General features: G+C 66.0%; 26 protein-coding genes. All 26 read right to left on the bottom strand.

Annotated features, from left to right (window positions below; all coding sequences use genetic code 11):
• Nucleotides 1-2 precede the first annotated feature (2 nt).
• Nucleotides 3-542 (bottom strand): integrating conjugative element protein, encoded by a 540-nt coding sequence (locus QMX97_RS01725; protein WP_034032903.1) that lies wholly within the window; start codon nucleotides 540-542, stop codon nucleotides 3-5.
• Complete coding sequence (locus QMX97_RS01720) at nucleotides 539-1,129, bottom strand: transglycosylase SLT domain-containing protein (RefSeq protein WP_034032904.1); 591 nt, start codon at nucleotides 1,127-1,129, stop codon at nucleotides 539-541. Before QMX97_RS01720 ends, QMX97_RS01725 begins: the two co-directional genes overlap by 4 nt.
• On the bottom strand, nucleotides 1,111-1,836 hold the full coding sequence (locus tag QMX97_RS01715; protein WP_034032906.1) for a TIGR03759 family integrating conjugative element protein: 726 nt from the start codon (nucleotides 1,834-1,836) through the stop codon (nucleotides 1,111-1,113). The genes QMX97_RS01720 and QMX97_RS01715 overlap by 19 nt, the downstream gene beginning before the upstream one ends.
• A 14-nt stretch (nucleotides 1,837-1,850) precedes the next feature.
• A complete protein-coding gene (locus tag QMX97_RS01710; protein ID WP_034032907.1) occupies nucleotides 1,851-2,492 on the bottom strand; it encodes a hypothetical protein in 642 nt (213 codons plus the stop codon).
• Entirely contained in the window at nucleotides 2,489-3,088 is a 600-nt protein-coding gene (locus QMX97_RS01705) for a PilL N-terminal domain-containing protein (RefSeq protein ID WP_034032908.1), read from the bottom strand. Before QMX97_RS01705 ends, QMX97_RS01710 begins: the two co-directional genes overlap by 4 nt.
• A gap of 225 nt (nucleotides 3,089-3,313) precedes the next feature.
• Entirely contained in the window at nucleotides 3,314-5,593 is a 2,280-nt protein-coding gene (locus tag QMX97_RS01700) for a helicase-related protein (protein ID WP_034032910.1), read from the bottom strand.
• A gap of 134 nt (nucleotides 5,594-5,727) precedes the next feature.
• A complete protein-coding gene (locus QMX97_RS01695; protein WP_034032913.1) occupies nucleotides 5,728-6,033 on the bottom strand; it encodes a hypothetical protein in 306 nt (101 codons plus the stop codon).
• An 88-nt stretch (nucleotides 6,034-6,121) separates the two neighbouring features.
• Nucleotides 6,122-6,442: a hypothetical protein gene (locus QMX97_RS01690; RefSeq protein ID WP_034032915.1), complete on the bottom strand. Its 321-nt coding sequence runs from the start codon at nucleotides 6,440-6,442 to the stop codon at nucleotides 6,122-6,124.
• A 51-nt stretch (nucleotides 6,443-6,493) separates the two neighbouring features.
• The gene (locus QMX97_RS01685) at nucleotides 6,494-7,627 is read right to left on the bottom strand and encodes a DUF6094 domain-containing protein (RefSeq protein WP_263062284.1); all 1,134 of its coding nucleotides are present in this window, start codon (nucleotides 7,625-7,627) and stop codon (nucleotides 6,494-6,496) included.
• A 40-nt stretch (nucleotides 7,628-7,667) separates the two neighbouring features.
• On the bottom strand, nucleotides 7,668-8,318 hold the full coding sequence (locus QMX97_RS01680) for a hypothetical protein (protein ID WP_034032918.1): 651 nt from the start codon (nucleotides 8,316-8,318) through the stop codon (nucleotides 7,668-7,670).
• A 76-nt stretch (nucleotides 8,319-8,394) separates the two neighbouring features.
• Nucleotides 8,395-8,655, bottom strand: coding sequence for a hypothetical protein (locus QMX97_RS01675; protein ID WP_034032919.1), 261 nt, complete (start codon nucleotides 8,653-8,655; stop codon nucleotides 8,395-8,397).
• A gap of 16 nt (nucleotides 8,656-8,671) precedes the next feature.
• A complete protein-coding gene (locus QMX97_RS01670; RefSeq protein WP_034032921.1) occupies nucleotides 8,672-9,079 on the bottom strand; it encodes a hypothetical protein in 408 nt (135 codons plus the stop codon).
• Nucleotides 9,080-9,179: 100 nt separating this feature from the next.
• Nucleotides 9,180-9,503: a hypothetical protein gene (locus tag QMX97_RS01665; RefSeq protein WP_034032923.1), complete on the bottom strand. Its 324-nt coding sequence runs from the start codon at nucleotides 9,501-9,503 to the stop codon at nucleotides 9,180-9,182.
• A 94-nt stretch (nucleotides 9,504-9,597) separates the two neighbouring features.
• Nucleotides 9,598-10,287 (bottom strand): DUF3275 family protein, encoded by a 690-nt coding sequence (locus QMX97_RS01660; RefSeq protein WP_034032925.1) that lies wholly within the window; start codon nucleotides 10,285-10,287, stop codon nucleotides 9,598-9,600.
• A gap of 57 nt (nucleotides 10,288-10,344) precedes the next feature.
• Entirely contained in the window at nucleotides 10,345-11,262 is a 918-nt protein-coding gene (locus QMX97_RS01655) for a DUF3577 domain-containing protein (protein WP_034032927.1), read from the bottom strand.
• A 264-nt stretch (nucleotides 11,263-11,526) separates the two neighbouring features.
• The gene (locus tag QMX97_RS01650) at nucleotides 11,527-12,060 is read right to left on the bottom strand and encodes an XF1762 family protein (protein WP_052156700.1); all 534 of its coding nucleotides are present in this window, start codon (nucleotides 12,058-12,060) and stop codon (nucleotides 11,527-11,529) included.
• Between the two features lie 5 nt (nucleotides 12,061-12,065).
• Nucleotides 12,066-12,908 (bottom strand): phosphoadenosine phosphosulfate reductase family protein, encoded by an 843-nt coding sequence (locus QMX97_RS01645; RefSeq protein WP_034032933.1) that lies wholly within the window; start codon nucleotides 12,906-12,908, stop codon nucleotides 12,066-12,068.
• A 152-nt stretch (nucleotides 12,909-13,060) separates the two neighbouring features.
• Nucleotides 13,061-13,414, bottom strand: coding sequence for a DUF3085 domain-containing protein (locus tag QMX97_RS01640; RefSeq protein ID WP_034032935.1), 354 nt, complete (start codon nucleotides 13,412-13,414; stop codon nucleotides 13,061-13,063).
• 78 nt (nucleotides 13,415-13,492) lie between these two features.
• Entirely contained in the window at nucleotides 13,493-14,296 is an 804-nt protein-coding gene (locus tag QMX97_RS01635) for a hypothetical protein (protein WP_034032936.1), read from the bottom strand.
• A gap of 282 nt (nucleotides 14,297-14,578) precedes the next feature.
• Nucleotides 14,579-14,857 carry a hypothetical protein gene (locus tag QMX97_RS01630; RefSeq protein WP_034032937.1) on the bottom strand — a complete coding sequence of 93 codons (279 nt, stop codon included), beginning with the start codon at nucleotides 14,855-14,857 and terminating at the stop codon, nucleotides 14,579-14,581.
• Between the two features lie 97 nt (nucleotides 14,858-14,954).
• Nucleotides 14,955-15,692 (bottom strand): hypothetical protein, encoded by a 738-nt coding sequence (locus QMX97_RS01625; protein ID WP_034032938.1) that lies wholly within the window; start codon nucleotides 15,690-15,692, stop codon nucleotides 14,955-14,957.
• 79 nt (nucleotides 15,693-15,771) lie between these two features.
• Complete coding sequence (locus tag QMX97_RS01620; protein WP_034032939.1) at nucleotides 15,772-16,458, bottom strand: hypothetical protein; 687 nt, start codon at nucleotides 16,456-16,458, stop codon at nucleotides 15,772-15,774.
• Between the two features lie 146 nt (nucleotides 16,459-16,604).
• Nucleotides 16,605-16,997: a hypothetical protein gene (locus QMX97_RS01615; protein ID WP_034032941.1), complete on the bottom strand. Its 393-nt coding sequence runs from the start codon at nucleotides 16,995-16,997 to the stop codon at nucleotides 16,605-16,607.
• 21 nt (nucleotides 16,998-17,018) lie between these two features.
• Nucleotides 17,019-17,231: a hypothetical protein gene (locus QMX97_RS01610; protein WP_034032944.1), complete on the bottom strand. Its 213-nt coding sequence runs from the start codon at nucleotides 17,229-17,231 to the stop codon at nucleotides 17,019-17,021.
• 328 nt (nucleotides 17,232-17,559) lie between these two features.
• Nucleotides 17,560-18,117 carry a hypothetical protein gene (locus QMX97_RS01605; RefSeq protein ID WP_034032945.1) on the bottom strand — a complete coding sequence of 186 codons (558 nt, stop codon included), beginning with the start codon at nucleotides 18,115-18,117 and terminating at the stop codon, nucleotides 17,560-17,562.
• 243 nt (nucleotides 18,118-18,360) lie between these two features.
• On the bottom strand, nucleotides 18,361-19,977 hold the full coding sequence (locus QMX97_RS01600) for a DNA cytosine methyltransferase (protein WP_034032946.1): 1,617 nt from the start codon (nucleotides 19,975-19,977) through the stop codon (nucleotides 18,361-18,363).
• Nucleotides 19,978-20,014: the final 37 nt, after the last annotated feature.

The raw sequence follows: 20,014 nt of genomic DNA, 5'->3' as shown, positions 1-20,014 counted from the left end.
CTTCATTGCTCGATGCCGGTGGCCGTGATCAGCACCGGGTAGTGCCGCAGGCCGAGACGCTCGGCCAGGTCGTCGCCGGACACGGGCGCGAGGGGTACGCCGGGCACCAGGGCGCGCAGTCGCGCCAGGCCCTGCACGGTCTCGACGTTGACCACCAGGCCGACCGCGCCGCGCTCGCGCAGCGCTGCCGCCTGGCGGCGCAGCCAGGCCCGGGAAGTTTCGTCGTCGCCGACGACCGCGAAAGGCCGCAGACCCGGAGCCTCGATGACCCGCCGCGCGACGGTGCCGGGCGTGAGCTTGGCGCTGCGTACCGGGAGCATCGCGGCCTCGTCTGCCGGCGTGGCGGGAACCTGTGGCGTCGGGATCGGCGGCCGGGCCGGCGCGTTGGCGCGCGGCTGGAGGTTCAGGGCTTCGTAGTACGGCAGCGCCGACGCGCCGCCGCGGTCTTCGACCACGATCAGCGGCTCGCCGGCGAGCGAGGCCAGCGGCAGACCCGCCAGCAATACGAGCAGGCCCCGCAAGGCCAGATGGGATTTCTTCATGGGGATGTCTCCTGGCGTGCGGCAAGAACCGCGGCGGTTGCGCGCGCGCCCTGCACGCGGGCAAGGTGGCGCGACACGCTGCGGCGATAGCGGGCGGCGGGCTCACCGCCCGCAGGACGGTGGTAGCGGCCGATCGCCAGCAACCAGTCCTCGCCGGGGGTGTGCTGCTCGCGCAGGATCTCGGCGGCGATGGCGAGGTTGCGGTACGGGTCCAGCAGGTCGCACGCGCTGGCGTAGCGCTGCTGGTGGTAGCCGAGGTTGATCTGGCCCAGGCCCGCGTCGATGCGCGTGTGCGGCGTGGAGCGCATCACCTGCTGCAGGCCCGCGCAGGCATCGGCGCGGGTCGCATAGCGGCGCGACTGGCCGGCGACATTGAGCGACCACGGCCACGGGACGATGCGCCCATTACGGCGGATGCCGCTTTCCTGCAAGGCCACGGCGTAGAGCACTGTCGAGGGGATGCCTGCGTGCTGCGCGGCGAGCTGGTAGGCCGGTGGCGGAACCTCCTGGGCCTGGGCGACGCAGGCGCAGAAGCCAGCGACGAGCACCAGTGCGCGCAGGAGAGCGGCTACGGCTGGCGCTGCCATTGGCCGTTCACCTCACGCACGACCGCTGGCAGGTCGCCGGGCACCCCCAAGGTTAGCCAGCGGCCGCCGTCGTGGTTGAGCGTGATGCTGCCGCTGCGCACGCGCGCTGGATCGACGTTCGCGCGCTTGGCCCAGTCGCGGATGCGCGCGTCGTCCTGGCGGCTGCCGACCATGTACAGGTCGAATTCGGCGCCCGCCGATTGCAGGCGCTGCACGAGCTGGCCGCAGGCCACGCAGCCGTCCTTGACGAACACTGCCATGCGGCCGGAGCCGTGCGTGGCGCCAGCGACCGGCTTGTCGTCCGGCAGGTTCACCCGCTGCATTCCGGGGTTCAGGCGCTGCCAGGCCTCGTCGTAGGCGCGCTGATAGGCAAGCAGCTTCTCGACGCGGCGCGCCTCGACCTGCACCTGCAGTTCTGCGTAGCGGCGCCGTTCCTCGTCGGTGCGGGCCTCGATGCCCAGGGCCGACAGCGGGTCCAGGTTGGGCGAGTAGATGCCCAGCGGCCCGTCCATCAATTCGCGGTAGCGCGCCCATTCCTGCGGTTGCAGGCCCCAGTCGCTCGCCACCCGGTCGTCCAGGGTGCGGGCGGCCAGCGGGCGCTCCTGGCTTTGCGCATTGCGGGCGGGAGCCGTGGCGGGCTGCTGGGCCCAGGCAGGCCACTGGGTGGACGCCAGCAGGAGAACGGAAAAGATGATCGATGGCTTCATGCGATCTGCTCCGGTCAGGGAATCGCCACGCGGCGGGTCTGGTCGCCGGCCTGGAACACCGCGGTGTTGCCCTCGACGGCCTGCAAGCGCCACGGGCCGACCGCATCGCCGGGTAGCAGCACCTGAAGCTGGTCGGGCGTGAAGTCGCCACTGCTCGGCGCGACGGACACGCTGCGCTCGCCGGCACGCAGTTCGGCACCGACGATGCGGAACGGGAGCGGCGGTGGTTCGGGCTTGGCGGTGGGCTTGTTCCCGGTGCGCGGCTGGACGGGTGCAGCGGCGCGCGCAGCGGTCTGCCGCGCCTTGACTTGCTCGACTTCGGCGCGCAGTGCCTGAAGGTCGTCGTCGGCGGCATAGGCGCTCAGCGATTGCTCGACCTGGGCCGCGCGTGCTTCCAGGATTTGGCGGGTGTCTTTGAGGTCTGCCGCCGTGGCGACGGCCGGACGCTGCTGGATGGCCTCGACGGTCTCGGCCAGGCCTGTTGTCTGCGCTTCGAGGCGCTGCAGGCGGGAATCGAGGCGCTTCTGGTCGGCCTGGTCGTTCATGGCCTGGTAGCCGATGGCCACGAGGACACTGAGGCCGATCAGCCAGAGCCACATCAGGCTCTGCACCACCACCGCGGCGGTTGAACGATGGGCGGGCTGCGGGGCGTTCATGGCTGGCCTTCCGATGCCGGGGGCGCCAGTGGGAACGTCTGCGCCGCCTCGGTGGCGGGCGACGCGGGTGCGTTGTCGGCGGTCATGCTGTCGCCGGGCCGCTCGAAGCAGATTTGCCGTGCGCGGTCATCCGCGTGCAGTTCCCAGGCCGGACCAGCCAGCGTGAGCAGCGCATCGCGCAGGGTCATCGGGCCAAGGTGCAGGTGCGCCGCTGGCAGCGGCAGTGCGTACAGCTCGATCACCGCGTGCGCCGTCTGGCACAAGCCGTAACCGCTGCGCTTGAGCACATGCCGTAGCCCGTCGCCGACCGTGGCGCGGGCATCCTCGGGCATCGACACGTCGATGGTCTGTAACAGCAGGTCGCGCTGCGCTGCTGTCGGTGCCAGTTCCACGAGGGTGTAGCGACCGTAGCGCACGACGGGGATGTACTCGGGCGCCTCGGGTATGGGCGCGGCCGAGACTTCCTCGATAGTGTCGGGCGCGACCGGCGCGCTCGTCGTCGCGCAACCGCCAGCCAGTACGGACCAAAGCAGGCCGAGAAAGCCCGCCAGCAGGCGGCGTTCGGGATGGTGAAACCAGGGTGGAGAGGGGCACATGGCGCGTCGTCCTGAAACATCGAGCCCTCACCATCGCCGCTCGGGCCGCGAGCGGCAGCAAACAATGCGAACCAGGCAGCGCCCGATTTGCCGACCGCGACTACGCAAAAAAATGGCCCCCGAGGGAGCCAGTGAAAGCGCAGCCACGTCCACGGAGACCGTGGGCGTGGCTGCAAGCGGAAACAACAGAGAGCCGGCGGCATTGAGCCGGTGATGGCATGGGAATCAGGCAGCGACCAGCTGCCGGGCCAGTGCGACCTCGACGGAATCACCGTCTTGGTTGAGCACATCCAGGCCCGATTCGGGCACGTCGCCCGATGTGGACTGCGAGACCATGATCTTCTTGGCCATCAGCTCCAGGCAGGTCATCTGCGAGGAACCGGCGTAGCCGAGGTAGATCACGCGCACCAGCTGTTTCTGTCCGATGCGCCAGGAGCGGCGTGCCGCCTGCTGGAGCGAGTACACGTTGTAGCCCGACTGCATGAAAACGATCGTCGGGAAGTCCAACAGGTCCAAGCCCGTCTTGACCAGCTCGGGGTTGGTGATGAGCACGTCGATGCCACGGTCCAGTTGTTCGGCGATCCAGTCCTCGCGGCGGCTGGCATCCACGCTCGCGCGCAGCACCGCCACCCGAAAACCTTCCTGCTCCAGCAGCACCTTCAGGCGCGACGTGGTGTCGCGCTTGCCGGTATAGACCGTGTAGGCCAGAACCTTGCGGCCCTGCGCCTTCTCTTCCTTGCAGATGTCGATCAGCTCGCGCTCTTTCGGCGTCACCTCGAACTCGTTGAACTGAGCCGGGACGAACGCCAAGGTGTTGCGCGTGCGCGGATGCACCACGGTCTCCGACCGGAAGCAGCAGTCCGGCCAGGCCAGCAGCACGTTGAGCACCACGCCCAGCAGCGTCGTATCGCGTCGTGCCAGAGCCTGTTTCAGCTCTGCGGTCAGCCGACCCGCCAGGTCGCGGTAGGCCGCGACTTGCGCCGAGTCCATTGCAACTTCACGGAACTCCTCGTCATACGGCGGCAAGACGTTGCCGCCGATGTCCTTGAGCTTGAGAAAGATCGTGAACGGCAAGATGCACCGCAAGACCCCTTTCGGCCCGAAGCCTGGAGCCTTGACCGTGCGCACCGATACCTTGGTGCCCTTGGCCGTCTTGTGCGCCGTGCCGGTGCTCTCGGAATAGATGTCCTTCAGGACACCGTGATCGCGCATGAACGCCATTGCCGCCGACGTCATGCTGCCGCTCGTAGTCGGGCGATAGCCGTCTTCGATCATCCGCCCAGGCAGGGCTCGGAACAGCAGGTAGAACAGGTCGTCCCCGTAGCCACCCATCAGCGTGCCGGTCAGCAGCAGGGTCTTGCGAGCCTTCGCCGCCAACACGCCCATGGCCTGGCCCTGGGCACTGCCACCGTTCTTGTACTCGTGTGCCTCGTCCGCGATGCACAGGTCGAACGTGCCTTGCGGCAGGTAGCGTTTGATGAACTCGGACGGTTGGTAGCCGCCCTCGCCAAAGCCGAACTCCATGTTGGCCATTGCACGCTCCATGCGCGTGGCCTGACGGTCAGAGAAAACCAGTTCGCCGTTGCCGTCCATGAGGTTGATGAACTCATGGATGTTGTCGCCCAGCATCGATGCCAGGAACCCGTCGCCGAACTTCTGCATCAGCTTCTGCGCGGTGACTTGCCCAATGGTCGGGATGCGCTTGAGGGCTTTCAGCACGGCCGAGGACTGGTCGCTGCCGGACAGGCTGCGTGGGCGGATCAGTGTCCACAGGGGCGCAGCGCAATGGCTGCACTTCCTGCGGTACTCCTCGGCTTGGAGCGCGACCGGGTTGACCGGCTCGCCGTCGAGGTCGGTGATGACCGTTCCGCAGTCCGGGCACGCCGCCACGTTGCCGTGGCGGGTGCGCCGTTGGGTGAAGACGGGCTTCCAGTGGAACCCCATCCGCATCCTGACGCGCCCCAGGACAAAGAACTCCTGGCCCGTGGGCTGCACGCCCAACTGCTCGCGCAGCTGGATGAGCTTGACGAGCGTGTCCGGCCCATTGAGCACCCACACCTTGGCGCCCGCCACCGTCTCCTGGATCTCTCGCCGCCACTTGTAAACAAGGTGCGGTGGCGAGAGAACCAGGGTGCGGCGATAGCCTTCGGCGTTGAGCACAGCGGCCGTGGCAATGCCGACGGTCGTCTTGCCGCAACCCATTTCGCCATTGACGATCGCGGCGCGTTCGCCGCGATCGATCAGCAGCTCGGCGGCGGCGTGGACGACTTCGGCCTGGGCCGGGAACAGCTTGCGCTTGAGGCTGGCGACGACGAGTTGCCGGTGCGCCTGCGGCTGGCCGTTATAGACCGGCGGGTTGGCGCTGTTGAGGGCGTCGAGCAGTTCGTCGCCGAACTCGCCGACGAAATCCTGAAGGCTCAGGGTCAGAGGGGAAGATTCCGCATCGAGCAGTTCGCCCTGTACGGGCGCGGCTTCAGCGGCAGTGGTTTCGAGATCGAGGGACATGGTGATGCTCCAATGAAAAATGGGGCATGCACCACCCCAGCGGGGCAATGGCATGCCCCGCAGTGGGAAGGAAATCGGCGCTTGGCCGAGGTGGTCGAAGTTGCCGGCCGTGGCGGCCTGCTGGTGAATCGTGCTCAGTCTTCGGACGGCAGCACGATGACGGTGGCGCTGCGCTGCGCATCGGTGACGATGCGGATGGCCAGCCCCGGATGGATCACGTAGCGGGATTCCAGCGATGCACCGGATTGGAGTGCAGTGCTGTTGGCCTGCCATTGCTGGAGGTTGACGTCGCCCCAGTCGCCACGGGTGTGGCGCCTGAAGTACGGGATCGGGTCGAGGCGACCCGTGCGGACCAGGCGATCGATGCCCCTGCTGAAGATGAGCGCACCGACTGGAAACGCCAGCCTGTGGCAGTAGGTTTCAATGCGATGTGATGCCATGGGCTCCTCCTTGATGGGTCATTGAGCCACGACACCCCTCGCGGAGTGAAGTGGCTCCGTCAGGGGGATGAAGACCACGATGGTGCTGTCAGATCATGTCCCGTTCTTCGGGAAGCTGGATCACCGTGGTGCGGTGGTCCTCGCTGGTTTTGACGATCAACACCAGTTCGGGCGTGATCCTGAAGTGGGAGATCATCGGATCGTCCCCCCGGATTGCGACATCGTTGGCTTGGCGGGTCGCCTCGTCGGTCTCGCCCCAGTCACCGCGCACATGGCGTTGGACATAGGCCAAGGGATCGATCAGGCCTTTGCGGGCCAGCCAATGCACCTTCTCGCTCAGCTGCAACGTACCTGGTGCGAACAACGGTTGCTTCTGCGGCGCGGGCCGCTTGAACAGGCTTGAGAACATGGGGGTTTCTCCTTCGATGTGGTACTGCAGGACGGCGGCGCGTCCGGTGGATTAACGGATGGTCAGGACCTCGCCCCGTGTAGCGGAGCCGGGCGTCATGTCCCACGCGCGGATGACGGGCACGAACTTGTCGGTGAGGATGCGGGTCTCGGCGATGGAGCCGTCTTCGCGTTCGGTGAATTCCCGCTGGAGCGTCTTGTCCTTGTGGGTGTCACCTTTGACGACGAGCACGCGCCCGGTCTTGGAGCGCACAACCCCCGAGATCGCACCCGCAGCCAGAGCCAAGGCGAGATGCCAAGGAGTCAAGGCACGCGCTGGCGGACGCAGTTTCTGCTGCGCGGCCCCCAGATGCGTGTCCAGCGACGGCCAGAGGCCTTGGAGCCGGTCAACCTCATCGGCGAACTGCTCTGGCTCCATCGTCACGCGGAAGAAATGCTCCGGCTCGGCCGGACTGGCGGGGACGATGTACGGCCGGAACGGCCATTCGCTCGGCAGTTCCTCGGCTTCGACTTCGCCAAGCCCAACCTGCAGCAGCAGATTGCGCACGGCCTTGAGACCATCGGGTGCCAGCTCGCGCTGACGCACCCTGCGGCCGAAGATCACCACCTGCTTGAACTGCGTCTCCACCGCTCGGTAGATCCGCAGGTCCGTGTAGTGGCGTGTCAGCCAGCCGACCAGCTCGGCGTCGAGCACGTAGCCAGGGACGATGAAGACCAGCACGCCGCCGTACTGCAACAGCGACAGGCTGCGCTGGTAGAACAGCTTTTCGAGGCGGGCACGGCCCTGGCCCTGATAGCCGATGTTGCCGTTGACGTCCTTGGACAGATCGCCATACGGCGGGTTGAGCCAGAGCAGCCCGAAGGACTGCTTGGAGATCATCGTGTCCATCAGATCCGCGTGCAGGCAGTGATCGACCAGGCCGCGGGCATGGCGTGCCCGCTCCGCGTCGAACTCGACGGCGAACGCTTTTGCCTGTTCGCGCCCGAGGACATGAGCGGCTTCGGCGATCGCCACGCCTTCGCCGGCGCAGGGATCGAGGATGCACATCGGCCCATCGCTGGGCATCAGTGCGTTGAGGGCTCTTTCGAGCGTGGGTTCGTCGGTCGGGTAGTACCCGTTCTTGGCGAAATTGCGGGCGAGCCGCGGGAACATGAGGGCCATGGAAGTCTCCTGGTTGGCGGGGATGAAAGGCGGAAGCACGCCAAGGCGTGCCTCCACGGGTGGGTCAAGCCGCTACCACTTCCGGCGTCCAAATCTTGGCCGGATAGGGATAGGCGGTGAGCACGTCACTGCGGATCAGGGAGCCCAGCGCCAGGGTCAGCGCCGGCACGTCGATGGCGAGCCGATGGCCTTCCAGCGGCCCGAGGGCGAACGGAAGACGAGCCAGCATCTCGCGGGTTTGCAGCAGTTCCAGCACGGTCTCGCGCCAGTGATCGAGCAGCGGCAACGGGCAGGTGTCCCGCACCAGCGTCCACAGGCGGTCAAGCCGGTGGGCGCTACCGCGTGGGAGAAGTGCGAGTGCGCTGGCGTTGGCCTTGTCGGGCTTCACGCAGCGGCGATCGAACAGCCACACGTTGGACAGCGAACCGAACAGCGTTCGCCGGTAGGCGCGGGTCATGCGTTTTTCCAGGCGATCGACGTTGCTGACGAACACCGGGACGCTGCTGCCCTGGTCGGTGATGACGTGGAACTGGTCCAAGCCCTGTTCGTCGCGCCCGAGGGTCAGACGAGCGAGGAACTGCTGGACGGCGGTGTCGCGCGCCCAGATCGACAGGAAGATCAGATTGCCCTGGTCATCGCCGACGCAAGCGTCGGCCATCACGTCGGAGCATTCGTCGATGCGATACAGCGTGGTGGAAGAAGTGTTTGCGGGCATGGTGGTGTCCTCGGATGAACGGGAACAGCACCGCCCGCTGGGGCAAGTGCTGCCCCAGGGGGTGGAAGAAAACCGCTCAGTCCGGCTCGAACTGCCGGGTGTGCGGGTTGAAGTGAAGCGCCTCATCTACCGAAGTGATTGGCGTGAAGCCCTCCAGGTAGATGTTGTTGAGGTACTGGTCGCGGTAGGTCAGTGCCTGCCGCGCTTGTTCTTCGGTGAGGCCGTTGCTGATGAAGTACTCCAGCATTTCCTCTTCGGAAGAAACTTCGTCGTTGGACAAACTCCCTTCGACGAGCTTCAGCAGCGAGGGCGGGAGCGCCGCCAGGATCGGGTCCATGTCGGTTCCTCCTGGCTCAGGCCATCAGCGCTGCGGTGGGTGCCGCAGGTGCCGTGGGTGTGAGCCGCCGCGCATGGTAGGCGCGAACGCCTGCACGCCAGTCGGCGGACTGCTCCGGTGCGAGGTCCAGATAGGACAGCGGGCACGAGTAGTAGTACGGGTGCATGGACTCGTCCAGCGGCTTGTAGCCCCACTGGCCGCCGCTGCGTTCGAGAAGATCGCAGCGGATGTAGCGCAGGGATTGGCCTGGTGCCAGATGACGATGCACACCTTCGACCTTGGCCGTCACTTCCGCGACGGACCAGAGAACGTTGCCGCGCAGCGCGTGGGCGATGACCTTGACGCTGGCGCGCTCGGTCTCTTGCGGTGCGATCAGTTCCGCGATCAGTTCAGATCGCGATTGAGGGGAGAAGTACCAGCCCATGAGAGGCCTCCTGAAGAATGGAGCCGAAGGCCTCCCCGTGGGGGAGAGCCCCCAGCGGGTGATGGAATGCCGCGCGTGCGGCGATGGAGTCCGGTGCGGACTAGGAACCGCAACCGGCCGGGCAGTAGCCCAGTTCGATGCCATGGGAGCAGTAGCCGTTCGCAGCGTTCCACTCCTGGGTTTCCTGCCGTTCGGCAGGTGTTGCGTAGTCCCAATCCTGGGTCGCGATTTCCAGGGCCTGAGCCCGCTGGCTTACCGGCAACCGACTGGCTTGCGCGTCGATCTCGGAACTGAAAAGCGTGACCCAGTGATCCCAGGACAGGCCGCAACCACGCTGGGCTTGCTCGGCAGCCGTCTTGCAGACAGCGCGCCACGCAGGTTCGTCCAGCGTGGAATGAGGTGCATCGCAAACGATGGTGGACATGATGGAGACCTCCAGAAGAAAGCCGAGGCCGCCCCCGCATGGGGAAGGAACCCCGGCGGGTGGATGAAGAACACCGCGGATGCGGCGTCTGCGATCACGCAGGTTGCAGTTCGGCCTGGCGGCTCCACTCCTGCGTCTTGAAGTCCAGCGCGTAGCCCAGTTCACCCAGGCGGGCGATCTGCGCGCGCAGGGCGCGGCGGTCGATGGTCGAATCCAGTTTCACGGACTCTCCCAGCGGCCAGAGCAGCCCGAACAGTGCGGCGTCGCCATCTTCGGTGCTACCAGCGGCAGCAGCCGCGGCGGGCGTCGGCGCATCCATGCCGAAAGGCGTGGTATCGACCAGCGGATCCGCGGACGCCTGCACGGGTGCGGGCTTGGCGGGTCTGGATGCCTTCGCGGGCTTCGCCGGCGTTGCCGCAGGCTGCGCACTCAGCTCTTCATCGAGCGGATCGACTTCTTGGGTGGTGAAGCTGCGAGCCTCGTCACGGCTCAGTTTGTCGATGCCGTTGAGCGTCATCCCGTCCAGGTTGGCACGGATCTCGAACCGCATGCCGTCGCCGACGGGATAGGACTTCGGGAAGATGTAGCGGATGACGAACTCCCCGTCGTACTTGCCTTCGGGGTACTGCTCCAGCTCCGCATCCTTCACCGCGAACTTGCCGATGGGGGTGACAAGTCGGCCGACGTTGAAAGGGCCGTTTCTTCCGCGGATCGTGCGCAGCGTGAGTTGGCCTGGGACGGTGATGGGCGAACCCGATTGCTCGGGCGCCGATGTGACTGCCATGATGGTTCTCCTTGGGGAATAGGAAAAAGGCAAGGCCCCGTGAGGGGCCATGCCGGATCAGAACGAAGCAGCCAATGCCGGCTCCTGCTCCTCGACTTCACCTGCGGGCTCGCGTTCGGCGGGCTCGACAGGCTGGTCGGCAGTGGTGTCGGCGGCAACCTCGGCTTCGGGCGCGAGTGCGTCCTCGGCTTGCGGCGCCTCGGCTTGCGCCTGGCTCGTCGGATAGACCTGAGTGCCGTCGATCTTGATGAGACCGATGTGGACCAGCGTCGATTCCAGGCTCGCTCCCGGTTCCCCGGCGCGCTCGCCCTTGGTGCGGATGTACGGATCGATCTTCATGTCGTTCAGACGGAAGGCGATCAGCACCTTGCGGTCCCCTTCGATGGCCTGCACGCACCGGCGAACCAGGTGCTCGGCTTCAGGGGTGGCGACGATGGTGTCGAAGTACCGATATTCCGGTTCACCGACAGGCCCGGCCAGTGCCGCGACGCAGCAAGACAGGAACGGATCGCCATCCTTGGGGGAGACGTCCTTCGGACGGCTGAGGTAGCCGATGCCGCGGGTGATCAGCTCGTGCTGCTTGATCGAAGCCAGTTCGGCCCGGTCAAGCGGCTCGGCCTTCAGCAGTCGCGCCTTCAGAGACGCGGCGGCCTGGCCCTTGTGCTCACCCTTGTCGCGGATGTACGCATCGCCCCAGAGGTCGCCGAGGCGGAAGCGCACCAGCGGCCGCTGCTTGGGATCGTCAACGCCGATGTAGCGCTCGACCAGTTGCTTGGCCTCGGCACCCGAGACCTTGACGTCGAAGTAGCGGTAGCTGGGGTCCTTGGCGGAACCGACCAGTGCGGCGATGGTGCATGCCAGGAAGGGCTGCGCGCGGCGGCCACCCCGGACGGGAACCTCGCGGGCACGCTGGATGTAGCCGATGCCCGAGGTGTGGAGGTCGAAATACGATTTCTCGTTGGACGTGGTGCTCATGGTGAATCTCCATAGGGATGAAGCGGAGACACACCGGCCCCACGCATGCGGGGAAAGGTGCGTAACCCCGCGGTGGGTTGATAAGGCGAAAGCATCCGCCACCAGAGACTGGTGGCCGCTCGCGGATGGATGCGGTGCGAGCTGGCTCGGTCACGCAGTGGGAACTGCGCGGCAACCTCGAAGACCGATGGTTGCCTGGCATGTCGCTGACAACGTCAGCAGGCATGGGGTCAGCATGGCCGGGCCTCGCGCGCGAGGCAGCAATCAATCGGCATCCGGGTGTTTCCCTTTGTCCGCGCCGCCTGGCGCCTGCCACAGGCACTTGCGGCCGCGCAGGTGGTCGGGGGTGCCGGCGCGGGGACGGCTGAGGCGGTTCCAGGCGCCGCCGCCGCGCATACCGAGCAGGTGCCAGCCGGCGGCGCGCAGGCTGGCACCGCCTTCCTCGGGCAAGGTGTAGGTGATCAGCCGCGTGTAACCCAGGGCCTTGGCCGCCTTCCACGCCGCGCCGTAGAGCTTGCTGCAGGCGTTCGACACGCTATCAGTGCAAAGCCTGGTGACTTCGAGTGTCCAGCCGTCGTCCAGGTGGCGGGCAACCGGCCGGCCGACGATGGCCACACCGCAAATGGCGTCGCTGCCGGACAGCGCGACCGCCAGGGCAAACTTCGCCCCCTGAACCGGCCGGTGGTGGCGATGGTGCTCCTGCACGAAGGCGTTGGCGCAGCGCAGGGAGACCGGCAGCATTCGCAGCGATGGCGATGGCGATGGCGATGGCGATGGCGATGGCGATGGCTCGTCCATGGCCGTCAATCACCGCAGAAGCAGGCGATCGGTTCCTCAGCGGCGTCGAACAGATCGCCCTGGTCGGCGGCGAAGCGTGCCAGGTCAGCGTAGCTGGGACCGTCGGCGCGGAACCGAGCGCCGCTGGGCTTGCTCGCCAGGTTCAGCGACTCCATGCGAATCCGCCACACCGCGGCCTCGGGCCGGGCCTTGATGAGAGCGAGGCGCTGCCCGCGTGGTTTCAGGAAACACAGGTCGCAATTGCCTTCGAGCGTGCGCCCGTTCACCGTCAGCAGGTCGAGGTCAAACGGCTGCGCCTGCCAGAACGCGCCCACGTCGCGCACGGTGACGCCAGCGTCCGCCAGCGGCATGCACATCGTCTCGTGCGTCGATTCGGTGGAGTGGCCGCGTGTGCGAATCTTGGCGACACGGCGCTGCTCGTCGGCGCGGATGCCGATCATCTGGTCCCAATCCGTCCAGCCCAGATGCCGCAGGAAGCGGTGCATCGGGCGGATTTTCAGGCTGGTCGTGCAGCCCCGCGCAACGGGATTGGGCAGGTACTGGCGCTTGCGGATCAGCGCCTCGAACGGCTCGCCCTGGCGGCTGGCTCGGTCGAAATCGACCAACGTGAAGCCCGGCTCCGTGCGCAGGTATTCGAGCCAGTGGATCGGTACGTGCCAGTGCTCAGCGCAGTCACGCACGAAGCGCAGGGTCGCTTCCACCTCCTTGCCGGTGTTGGCGAAGCAGACCACGGTGTCGGCAGGCAGGCCGCCATTGGCCTGCAACACGCGCCAGAGCATGAACGCGCTGGTGCGCCCACCCGAGAAGCTGATGCAGGTCGGCTGGGTGATCTTGAACGGGTCGTGCATGTGATCGTCTCCGTGGGCATGTCGGCGGGCGAGCCGACGCGGCGGGCCATGGCGGCCGGAGACGAGCACGCACGCGGCGAAGGCCGCAGTGCGGAAAAAAAGGAAGCCCCCAAGAAGAAGGGGGCCGTGAGGGGATGGTGGTAGTCGTTGCGCTACACCGATGGCACCACCTCCAGCGACAGGTGCGTCGTGGTGGCGGACAGCATCAGATCGTCCGTGCCGTGCAGGATGCGTGCGAAGACGCCTTCCTTCGGGTCGAAGAACTCGCCGAAGTCGTCGCCACCCAGCTCGGCGCGCGCCAATTCCCACCAGTCGTCAAACGGGTCGGTATCCGGGTTGCAGCCGACGGCATAGGCCAGCAGCTTCACGCGGCCATCGGTACGGCGCTCTCCCTGCTCGGCGAGGAAGTACACGCCCTGGTCCTTGGCGAGGACGACGCGGCATTGGTTGGCAACGGCCTCGGCCAGCACGGGGCGCAGGTCGGAACCTTTGAATCGCAGTGACATGGTTGATCTCCTGAAGAAAAAGGCCCTCCACCCGAATGGATGGAAGGCCTATGGGGGCAAGTCGCCGGTAGGCTGCGATCAGCCGTAGCGCCGCTTGGTTGCCTTGGCGTCGATGACGCTCACGTCGATCAGGCGCCAGTGCCCGTCGTCGATAAGCCGCTCCAGCACTTCACCGAGCATGTCGAAATACACCTCGTCGTGCCGATCGACCAGTTCGCCGTCGCGGCGCAGTTCCACCGCGTAGGTGTCGCCGCCGCGGTCGTAGAGGATCGTCACCTGGCCCTCGAACTTCGCGGTCGAAACCATGAAGCTGATCGCCGGGGGTGTCTCGATGATCTTGGACGGCTTCGGATCGACCCAGGTGAAGTCGCGGGCACCCGCATCGACCAGCATGTGGGTGATGCGCCGGAACCCGTCGGGAGCCGGCATTTCCTCCAACTGCTGGATGAGCTGCCCCAGTTCCATGCACTGCGGCTCGGGGATGGGCAGCTTGGCAGGCGCGGAGCCGAGGATGTGCCTGGTGATGGTGTAGGGAACACCGTCCGCGGTCTTCTCGGTGATCACTTCCGGGGTGTCCGCGCGCAGGCCGTCGAAGCGGCGGCGGGCATACGGTTGGACATGCACCTTGGCGCCTTCGCTGGGAACGGTGGTCATCAGGTGGGGATCGAGCACCGCGAACTCGCTGGGCTTGAGCTTGACGACGATGGCGTCGTCGTTGGCCGCGACCACCTTGCCGTCGAAGGGCTTGGGATCGATGGCGAAGCCCAGCGTTGAGGACTGCGGCTGATCATCGAACACGCGGTACTTGAACGACCGCACGTTGCGGGGCACATGGCCTGCGACAAGCGAAGGCATCATGGATTTGATGAGGGAACGGTCCATGGGAATCTCCTTGAGGAAAAACAAGGGATTCCCCGCCCGCAAGGGAGAGGTCCCTTGTGGGTGGATGGACGCGGTGCGTCCGTGGGAAGAAACGACCAGCACGGCTTCCCGTGCTTGCAGCCTCGAAGGCCTCGGCTGCCTGGGCATGTGTCGGCAACGCCGACGAACATTGGGCAAGGATGGCCCTGGGCCGGGCTACCCGCTCACATGAAACGGCACTGCGCCGCACCCGGTTTCCTGCGCTGCGGACAAGAAAAAGCCCCTCGGAAGGGGCTTGGGGGGTCAGGCTTCGTACACGAAGTAGTGCTCGCGCTGACGCGGGAAGAAAACGTGCTTCCACGTGTCGCCGCTGGTGTTGCCACCGTCGAACACGACCATTTCGTAGTCGTCGATGTCGGTGTCAACCAGGTCGGCGCTGGCGATATGGCGCATGTGCAGCGTGCCACGCATGCGCTCGAATACCAGGATCTGGCCGATGGCGTCGTCCTGGCTCATGGCATTGACGCAGGCTCCGAGTTGGTGCTCGAAGTCGGGTACGCGCGAGATGAGATCGGGGAACATGAGGGTGCTCCTATGAAAATGGACCAGCCCGGCTCCTGGCGAGGAGTCGGGCCGGCTTGGGGGAGACAAAGAGGAAGGCCGGTGCGTGGCGAGGCTGCTAGGACTCGACCAGCGGCAGGCCCAGCAGCACGGGAGCGTCGGCGTCGAGGATCAGGATGCGAACATCGGCCTGGCCAGCCAGTTCAAGGATGTTCGCCAGGTCGTCCGGCATGCCTTTGTTGCGGTGCTCCTGCCGAAGCTGCTCTGCGCTGATGCCCTCGGCGTGCTCCAGGTTCTGGTCCGTCCAGGGCGTGGAGATCAGCTTGACGCCAATCGCCGGGCTGTACGGAACCCGGAACGCGATGAACAGAAAGGCCTCCGGCGTGGCGAGGTCAGCCAAGTTGGCGAGGTACTGGCCGGTTTCCTGGCTGATGTGTGCGGTGCTGATTTCCCAGCAACGGCTGTAATAGCCGGTCTCGAAACTCAGGCGCTGCACGACTTCCCGCGCGGCCTCGGCCGAATAGGCGTCGCCGACGTGAACGGGGCGGCCGTCGAAGTCGTCGCCATGGATGGCATAGACCACGCCACCGATCACGCCTTCGCTACTGACGCCTTCACCGGCATCGCATTCGGCCAGCACCTCGGCACTCACGGGTTCGGAGCCGTTACTGACCACCGCGAAATCGCTGGTGACGATGCAGGAGGATGAAACCAATGCCTCGTCGGAGAAGTGCTGCTGGCTCGCGTGGATGTTTCTCCAGACATGCGGGCTTCCGTCCTCGTAGCTGATGCACAGCGTGCGGACGATTTTCAGATTCCAGTAGCCACGGAGAAAGGGATTGGGTTTCTGGGACATGGGAACACTCCAGATTGAATAATGGAGCCAATTCCCGCCACCGGGAATTGGACCCGGTGGGTTGAAAGGGGAAAATGCGTCAGACGGCGCTGATCGTTGGCATCTGGGCCAGCCGTTCGGCGACGCGATGGCGCACAGTCAGGCGGAACTGTTCGTCGTTGATGCCTGCGAGCAGGTTGGCGACCTCCAGCGCGATCAACGCCGAGGCCTCTTCGATGTCGGCGGCCAGGATCGTCTTGCGCAGTTGGTCGCCGAGTTGGAGCGCCTGCGAGGACGTTCGGAAGACCTGGATCTCGCGGCTCAGGTAGCAGCCATCGCCGCCGAACTCGAACAACCTAGGCCTGCTGCAATACCAGCAGCCCTCGAACTGGATGGCGCTCAGGTGATGGCCGTCATCGAAGCAGGAGGAGATCAGAAGCAAGGCTTCCAGGTCGGCGCTGTCCTCGAACTTGTGGTGCTCGATCAGGTTCTCCAGCTCCCCGTCCTGCTCGGCACCGAAGTGCGCGGCCAGCCGTTCGAGCAGAGGCGGAATCGACAACTCTTCGTCGTCGGGCATGGGGATGCCGATTTGTGCGGCCAGGCCTTCCAGGCCGTCCAACACATCCGTCCAGCGCGGATCATTGGTCTCGGCGATTTGAGCGATGTAGGCCTGCCCGTTGCCGGGATGGTCTTCGTCCAGCGCGAAGGCGCCGAACAGCGCCTTGATGACGGGGGTGACACGCTCTAGCACGAGAACGCCCGTGCCTTCGTAGTAGTTGTTCGCCATGCTGGCTCCTTTCGAGAAGTGAGCGAAGCCAGTCCATGCGGACGATGGCATCCGCAGGGTGATGGAGAAGAAATTGAGGGACATGGCCTTGTGGGGGCATGTCCCTCTCGGGGGGAACGAAAAACAGCGGTGTGCCGGCGACCGGCTCACCAACCGCTGTAGTTCACGAGCAGGTCGGCGATGACCTTGCGGCGTTGCAGGTCGAGACCGTCGAAGTCCGACAGCCCGTGGAAGTGGCAGCGCTTGAGCATGGCACCGCCCTCACGCGCGTTGTAGAAGCTGACCATGGCGGACAGGAACATGCGTTCGCCGCTGCTCAGGACGCCGAGGGCGTCGTTGAGCTGCAGCATGTTGGGACGCAGATCCCACTTGCTCTTGGCCTGGTTCAGACCTTCACGGGTGCCGTCGCCGAACCACTCGGGGCCAGCAATCTCGACGCCGCGCTTCCATGCCTCGAAAAAGGCTTGGGGCGCGGCAGCGAAATGCTGTTCTTCCCGCATGATCTGATCGACGACTTCCCGCGGCAGTAGCTGGTTCATGACGTGATTCCTCCAGTTGGATCAGGGAATGGCGAGCTGGGACCAGCCGCCTCTTTCGAGGGCACGTTGACCCGCGGCATAGCTGCGGAAGTACTCGTGGGATTCCCGCGAAACGGGGCCTTCGGTGTCGCGCGTGCCGATGTAGTGGCCGGCGGCGCTTTGCAGGACTTCGAGCGGCAGGAACTTGCCGCAGTAGGTCAGGGCCAGTTGGCCGAAAGAGGCTTGCTGGGACATGGACGGGCTCCTTGGAAAAGCGGGGCCTCGTCCCTCACGGGATGGCAGCTCCCGCACGCGGTTGATAAAAAGCATCGACGTCACGCGGACGCGCGTCCGCAGACTTGATGCGATGCGGACTGGTGGGCAACGCGGGATAGACCCGCGGCAGCCTGGAACCCTGGCTGCTGGCATGTGCTGACGAATCAGCGAACATGCGGGCAGCTTCGTGCGCGGGCCGCGTCGTGTCAGTTGGAAAACGGCATTCGGCCCAGCCCCGATTGATGGGCGCCGGAAGAAAAAACCCCGCACGAGTGCGGGGCTGTCAGGAGGTTGTTTCGGCGCTGGGTCAGGCGGGCTTGTCGCCCAGGACATGCTGCTTCCACAGGTCGAATGCCTGCTCGGGCGGAAGCTCGGCGAGGATGACGATGGGCTGGGCCTGCCGGGTGCGCAGCGAAGCGAAGTACGCCTTGCGGTCGGCGATGGCCTTGAGCTTGATGCCCTTGATGAACAGCAGTTTGCCGTCCTTGATGAACAGCACCTTGTTGCCGATATCGCGGTTGAACGCGGCTCGCACTTTGCGTTCCGCGTGCGTGGCATCGGCCAGTTCATCGACCAGAAAGTCGAGCGTCATGTCGATGTAGTGAAGGTCTTCACCCTCCTGCCCGAGGTCGAGCGGCGCGGGGGGCAGGCCCTTGGCGAAGGCTTCAGCCTGCGCCAACAGCGCCGCCTTGCCGTTGAGCGCGTGGAGGAACGTCGAGCCGCCGTGGCCGTCGTTGCGGGCCTCGGCGATGGGAGTGCCGTCGAACACGACGGTGGCGGTGAAGCACAGCGTTTCCTCGCTGGCGAAGTCGGCCACCTTGAGGTTCTTCAGCGTGATGCGGTCTTGCTTGGTGATGTTGTCCATGGGAAGTCCTGAAATCGACCGGGTGGCGACATGCCCCTGACGGGACGTGGCGGCCATCCCGTGGGTTGGAGAAATGAGGCATCGATGCCCCGGTGGGCAGCGTTCGCCGGTGAGATGCCGAGGCGAACTGGCGGGTGGCGTGGGCGGAACCCACGGCAGCCTTGACACCCTAGCTGCTGGCTGCTGCCGAACCATCGGCAATGCAGGAGGGAGAATGGCGCGGCCCGCACGCTGCGTCGCCGATCAATCCGAAGCGGTCGATCCCGTCTTGTGCAGACACTGCACCAGGCGCTGGCCCAGCCATGCCATGCACGGGACGGCCATGGAGTTGCCGATTGCTTTGTAGCGTGGAGCATCCGCGGCGGGCTTGCCGCGGTACGGGATCAGCGTGTAGTCGTCTGGCATGCCTTGCAGCCGTTCGCACTCCACGGGCATCAATCGCCGCACCCGCCAGTGCGACCAATCGCCGGGGCCAGGGTCGTTCCAGTCGTAGTGGAAATGCGCCTCGAAGTCGGGAGCCAGCACATGGGGCTTGTCCGCGCCGCCGCCACTGGTGCGCAGTGCGGCCGCTACGCTGCCGCCCAGCTCGGCGACAAGGCCCTGCTCGCGGCCGCGCAGGGACACGCAGGCCACCATTGGTACACCGTAGCCCGGCTTGCCGCTGGACAGGACGGTGCAAGCCACCTGCCCATGGCCGGACTCGAAGCGCACTTCACCGCGGTTGTTCTGCGCGAAGGCGATGGCGGGCACGACGCCGGCGTTCGCATGGCTGGTGCGATGCCCGCCAGCGCGCAGCGTCGGCGTCAGGTCGAGGGTGGCATCGGCACCGCTGCCCTGGGCGGTGAAGGCGATGATCGGAACGCCCTTGCCGGTGCCGTCCTCGCTGCTGCCCTTGCCGTTGTTGGCGGTGTCGAGGGTGTGGGCGATGCTGCCGGCGACCGACTGCACCATGAACGTCTCGGTGCGGATGTCGTGCTTGGGGCCTGCGGCCATCAGGCATGCGGCCACATCGACGGGGCCGGTGCCGCCGCTGAACCCGAACGTCGTGGTGACCTTGCCGTAGGGCTGCTTCAGTCCTGCGAATCCTGCAAGTCCTGCGCATGCGCCTGCTGCTTCAGCACCCGGTCCAGCATCGTGGGCAGCTTCTTGCCACGGCGCGCGGCCCGCACAAGAATCCCCGAGCAGGCCTGCGCGCTCAAAAAGTACTTCTGCGGGATCGAGGTCATCTCCACCACTTGCCACAAGAAACACGCGCTTGCGGCGTTGGGCGACACCGAAATATTGAGCATCGAGCACGCGCCAGGCGATGCGGCGGTGGGGTCCAGACACACAACCAGCGTGCGCCCACCGATCCCCTGGCGGCTGGAGCGCACGGCTTTCTCCGGCCAGTGCCCCCAGGAAATGCCCGAAGGCATTGCTGCGGTCGTTGAGGACGCCGGGGACGTTTTCCCAGACGAGCGTGGCCGCCGGGCGGCGGTCTTGTTGGCGGGTTTGGTCGATGGCATTGGCAAGCTCCACATAGGCAAGGGAAAGGGCTCCGCGCGGATCATCCAGCCCGCGACGGCTACCTGCAACGCTGAACGACTGGCACGGCGTGCCGCCGACCAGGATGTCGGGCGCCGGCACGGTGCCGGCGCGCACCTGGCGGGCGATCGCGGTCATGTCGCCCAGGTTGGGCACGCGGGGGTAGCGGTGGGCGAGCACGGCGCTCGGGAACGGCTCGATCTCGGCGAACCACGCGGCTTCGAGGCCGAGGGGTTGCCAGGCGAGGCTCACGGCCTCGATGCCGCTGCACACGCTGCCGTACAGCAGTGGCGCGGCCTGGGGCGCACCGCGTGGGGTGCGAGGTTGCGGATTCATGTCGGGTCTCCTGTTCGTGTGGCACTGGACCGTGTGG

Source organism: Pseudomonas sp. PS01298 (assembly GCF_029959745.1).
In the GTDB taxonomy this organism is placed as follows: Bacteria; Pseudomonadota; Gammaproteobacteria; order Pseudomonadales; family Pseudomonadaceae; genus Aquipseudomonas; species Aquipseudomonas aylmerensis.
The sequence above is the reverse complement of the archived record's forward strand: the minus strand, read 5'-3'. Positions and strand labels throughout refer to the sequence as shown.

Excerpts from the sequence above, each read along its gene's own strand:
- QMX97_RS01725 (WP_034032903.1), bottom strand. The coding sequence starts at position 542 with ATGAAGAAATCCCATCTGGCCTTGCGGGGCCTGCTCGTATTGCTGGCG.
- QMX97_RS01720 (WP_034032904.1), bottom strand. The coding sequence starts at position 1,129 with ATGGCAGCGCCAGCCGTAGCCGCTCTCCTGCGCGCACTGGTGCTCGTC.
- QMX97_RS01715 (WP_034032906.1), bottom strand. The coding sequence starts at position 1,836 with ATGAAGCCATCGATCATCTTTTCCGTTCTCCTGCTGGCGTCCACCCAG.
- QMX97_RS01710 (WP_034032907.1), bottom strand. The coding sequence starts at position 2,492 with ATGAACGCCCCGCAGCCCGCCCATCGTTCAACCGCCGCGGTGGTGGTG.
- QMX97_RS01705 (WP_034032908.1), bottom strand. The coding sequence starts at position 3,088 with ATGTGCCCCTCTCCACCCTGGTTTCACCATCCCGAACGCCGCCTGCTG.
- QMX97_RS01700 (WP_034032910.1), bottom strand. The coding sequence starts at position 5,593 with ATGTCCCTCGATCTCGAAACCACTGCCGCTGAAGCCGCGCCCGTACAG.
- QMX97_RS01695 (WP_034032913.1), bottom strand. The coding sequence starts at position 6,033 with ATGGCATCACATCGCATTGAAACCTACTGCCACAGGCTGGCGTTTCCA.
- QMX97_RS01690 (WP_034032915.1), bottom strand. The coding sequence starts at position 6,442 with ATGTTCTCAAGCCTGTTCAAGCGGCCCGCGCCGCAGAAGCAACCGTTG.
- QMX97_RS01680 (WP_034032918.1), bottom strand. The coding sequence starts at position 8,318 with ATGCCCGCAAACACTTCTTCCACCACGCTGTATCGCATCGACGAATGC.
- QMX97_RS01675 (WP_034032919.1), bottom strand. The coding sequence starts at position 8,655 with ATGGACCCGATCCTGGCGGCGCTCCCGCCCTCGCTGCTGAAGCTCGTC.
- QMX97_RS01670 (WP_034032921.1), bottom strand. The coding sequence starts at position 9,079 with ATGGGCTGGTACTTCTCCCCTCAATCGCGATCTGAACTGATCGCGGAA.
- QMX97_RS01665 (WP_034032923.1), bottom strand. The coding sequence starts at position 9,503 with ATGTCCACCATCGTTTGCGATGCACCTCATTCCACGCTGGACGAACCT.
- QMX97_RS01660 (WP_034032925.1), bottom strand. The coding sequence starts at position 10,287 with ATGGCAGTCACATCGGCGCCCGAGCAATCGGGTTCGCCCATCACCGTC.
- QMX97_RS01655 (WP_034032927.1), bottom strand. The coding sequence starts at position 11,262 with ATGAGCACCACGTCCAACGAGAAATCGTATTTCGACCTCCACACCTCG.
- QMX97_RS01650 (WP_052156700.1), bottom strand. The coding sequence starts at position 12,060 with ATGGACGAGCCATCGCCATCGCCATCGCCATCGCCATCGCCATCGCCA.
- QMX97_RS01645 (WP_034032933.1), bottom strand. The coding sequence starts at position 12,908 with ATGCACGACCCGTTCAAGATCACCCAGCCGACCTGCATCAGCTTCTCG.
- QMX97_RS01640 (WP_034032935.1), bottom strand. The coding sequence starts at position 13,414 with ATGTCACTGCGATTCAAAGGTTCCGACCTGCGCCCCGTGCTGGCCGAG.
- QMX97_RS01635 (WP_034032936.1), bottom strand. The coding sequence starts at position 14,296 with ATGGACCGTTCCCTCATCAAATCCATGATGCCTTCGCTTGTCGCAGGC.
- QMX97_RS01630 (WP_034032937.1), bottom strand. The coding sequence starts at position 14,857 with ATGTTCCCCGATCTCATCTCGCGCGTACCCGACTTCGAGCACCAACTC.
- QMX97_RS01625 (WP_034032938.1), bottom strand. The coding sequence starts at position 15,692 with ATGTCCCAGAAACCCAATCCCTTTCTCCGTGGCTACTGGAATCTGAAA.
- QMX97_RS01620 (WP_034032939.1), bottom strand. The coding sequence starts at position 16,458 with ATGGCGAACAACTACTACGAAGGCACGGGCGTTCTCGTGCTAGAGCGT.
- QMX97_RS01615 (WP_034032941.1), bottom strand. The coding sequence starts at position 16,997 with ATGAACCAGCTACTGCCGCGGGAAGTCGTCGATCAGATCATGCGGGAA.
- QMX97_RS01610 (WP_034032944.1), bottom strand. The coding sequence starts at position 17,231 with ATGTCCCAGCAAGCCTCTTTCGGCCAACTGGCCCTGACCTACTGCGGC.
- QMX97_RS01605 (WP_034032945.1), bottom strand. The coding sequence starts at position 18,117 with ATGGACAACATCACCAAGCAAGACCGCATCACGCTGAAGAACCTCAAG.
- QMX97_RS01600 (WP_034032946.1), bottom strand. The coding sequence starts at position 19,977 with ATGAATCCGCAACCTCGCACCCCACGCGGTGCGCCCCAGGCCGCGCCA.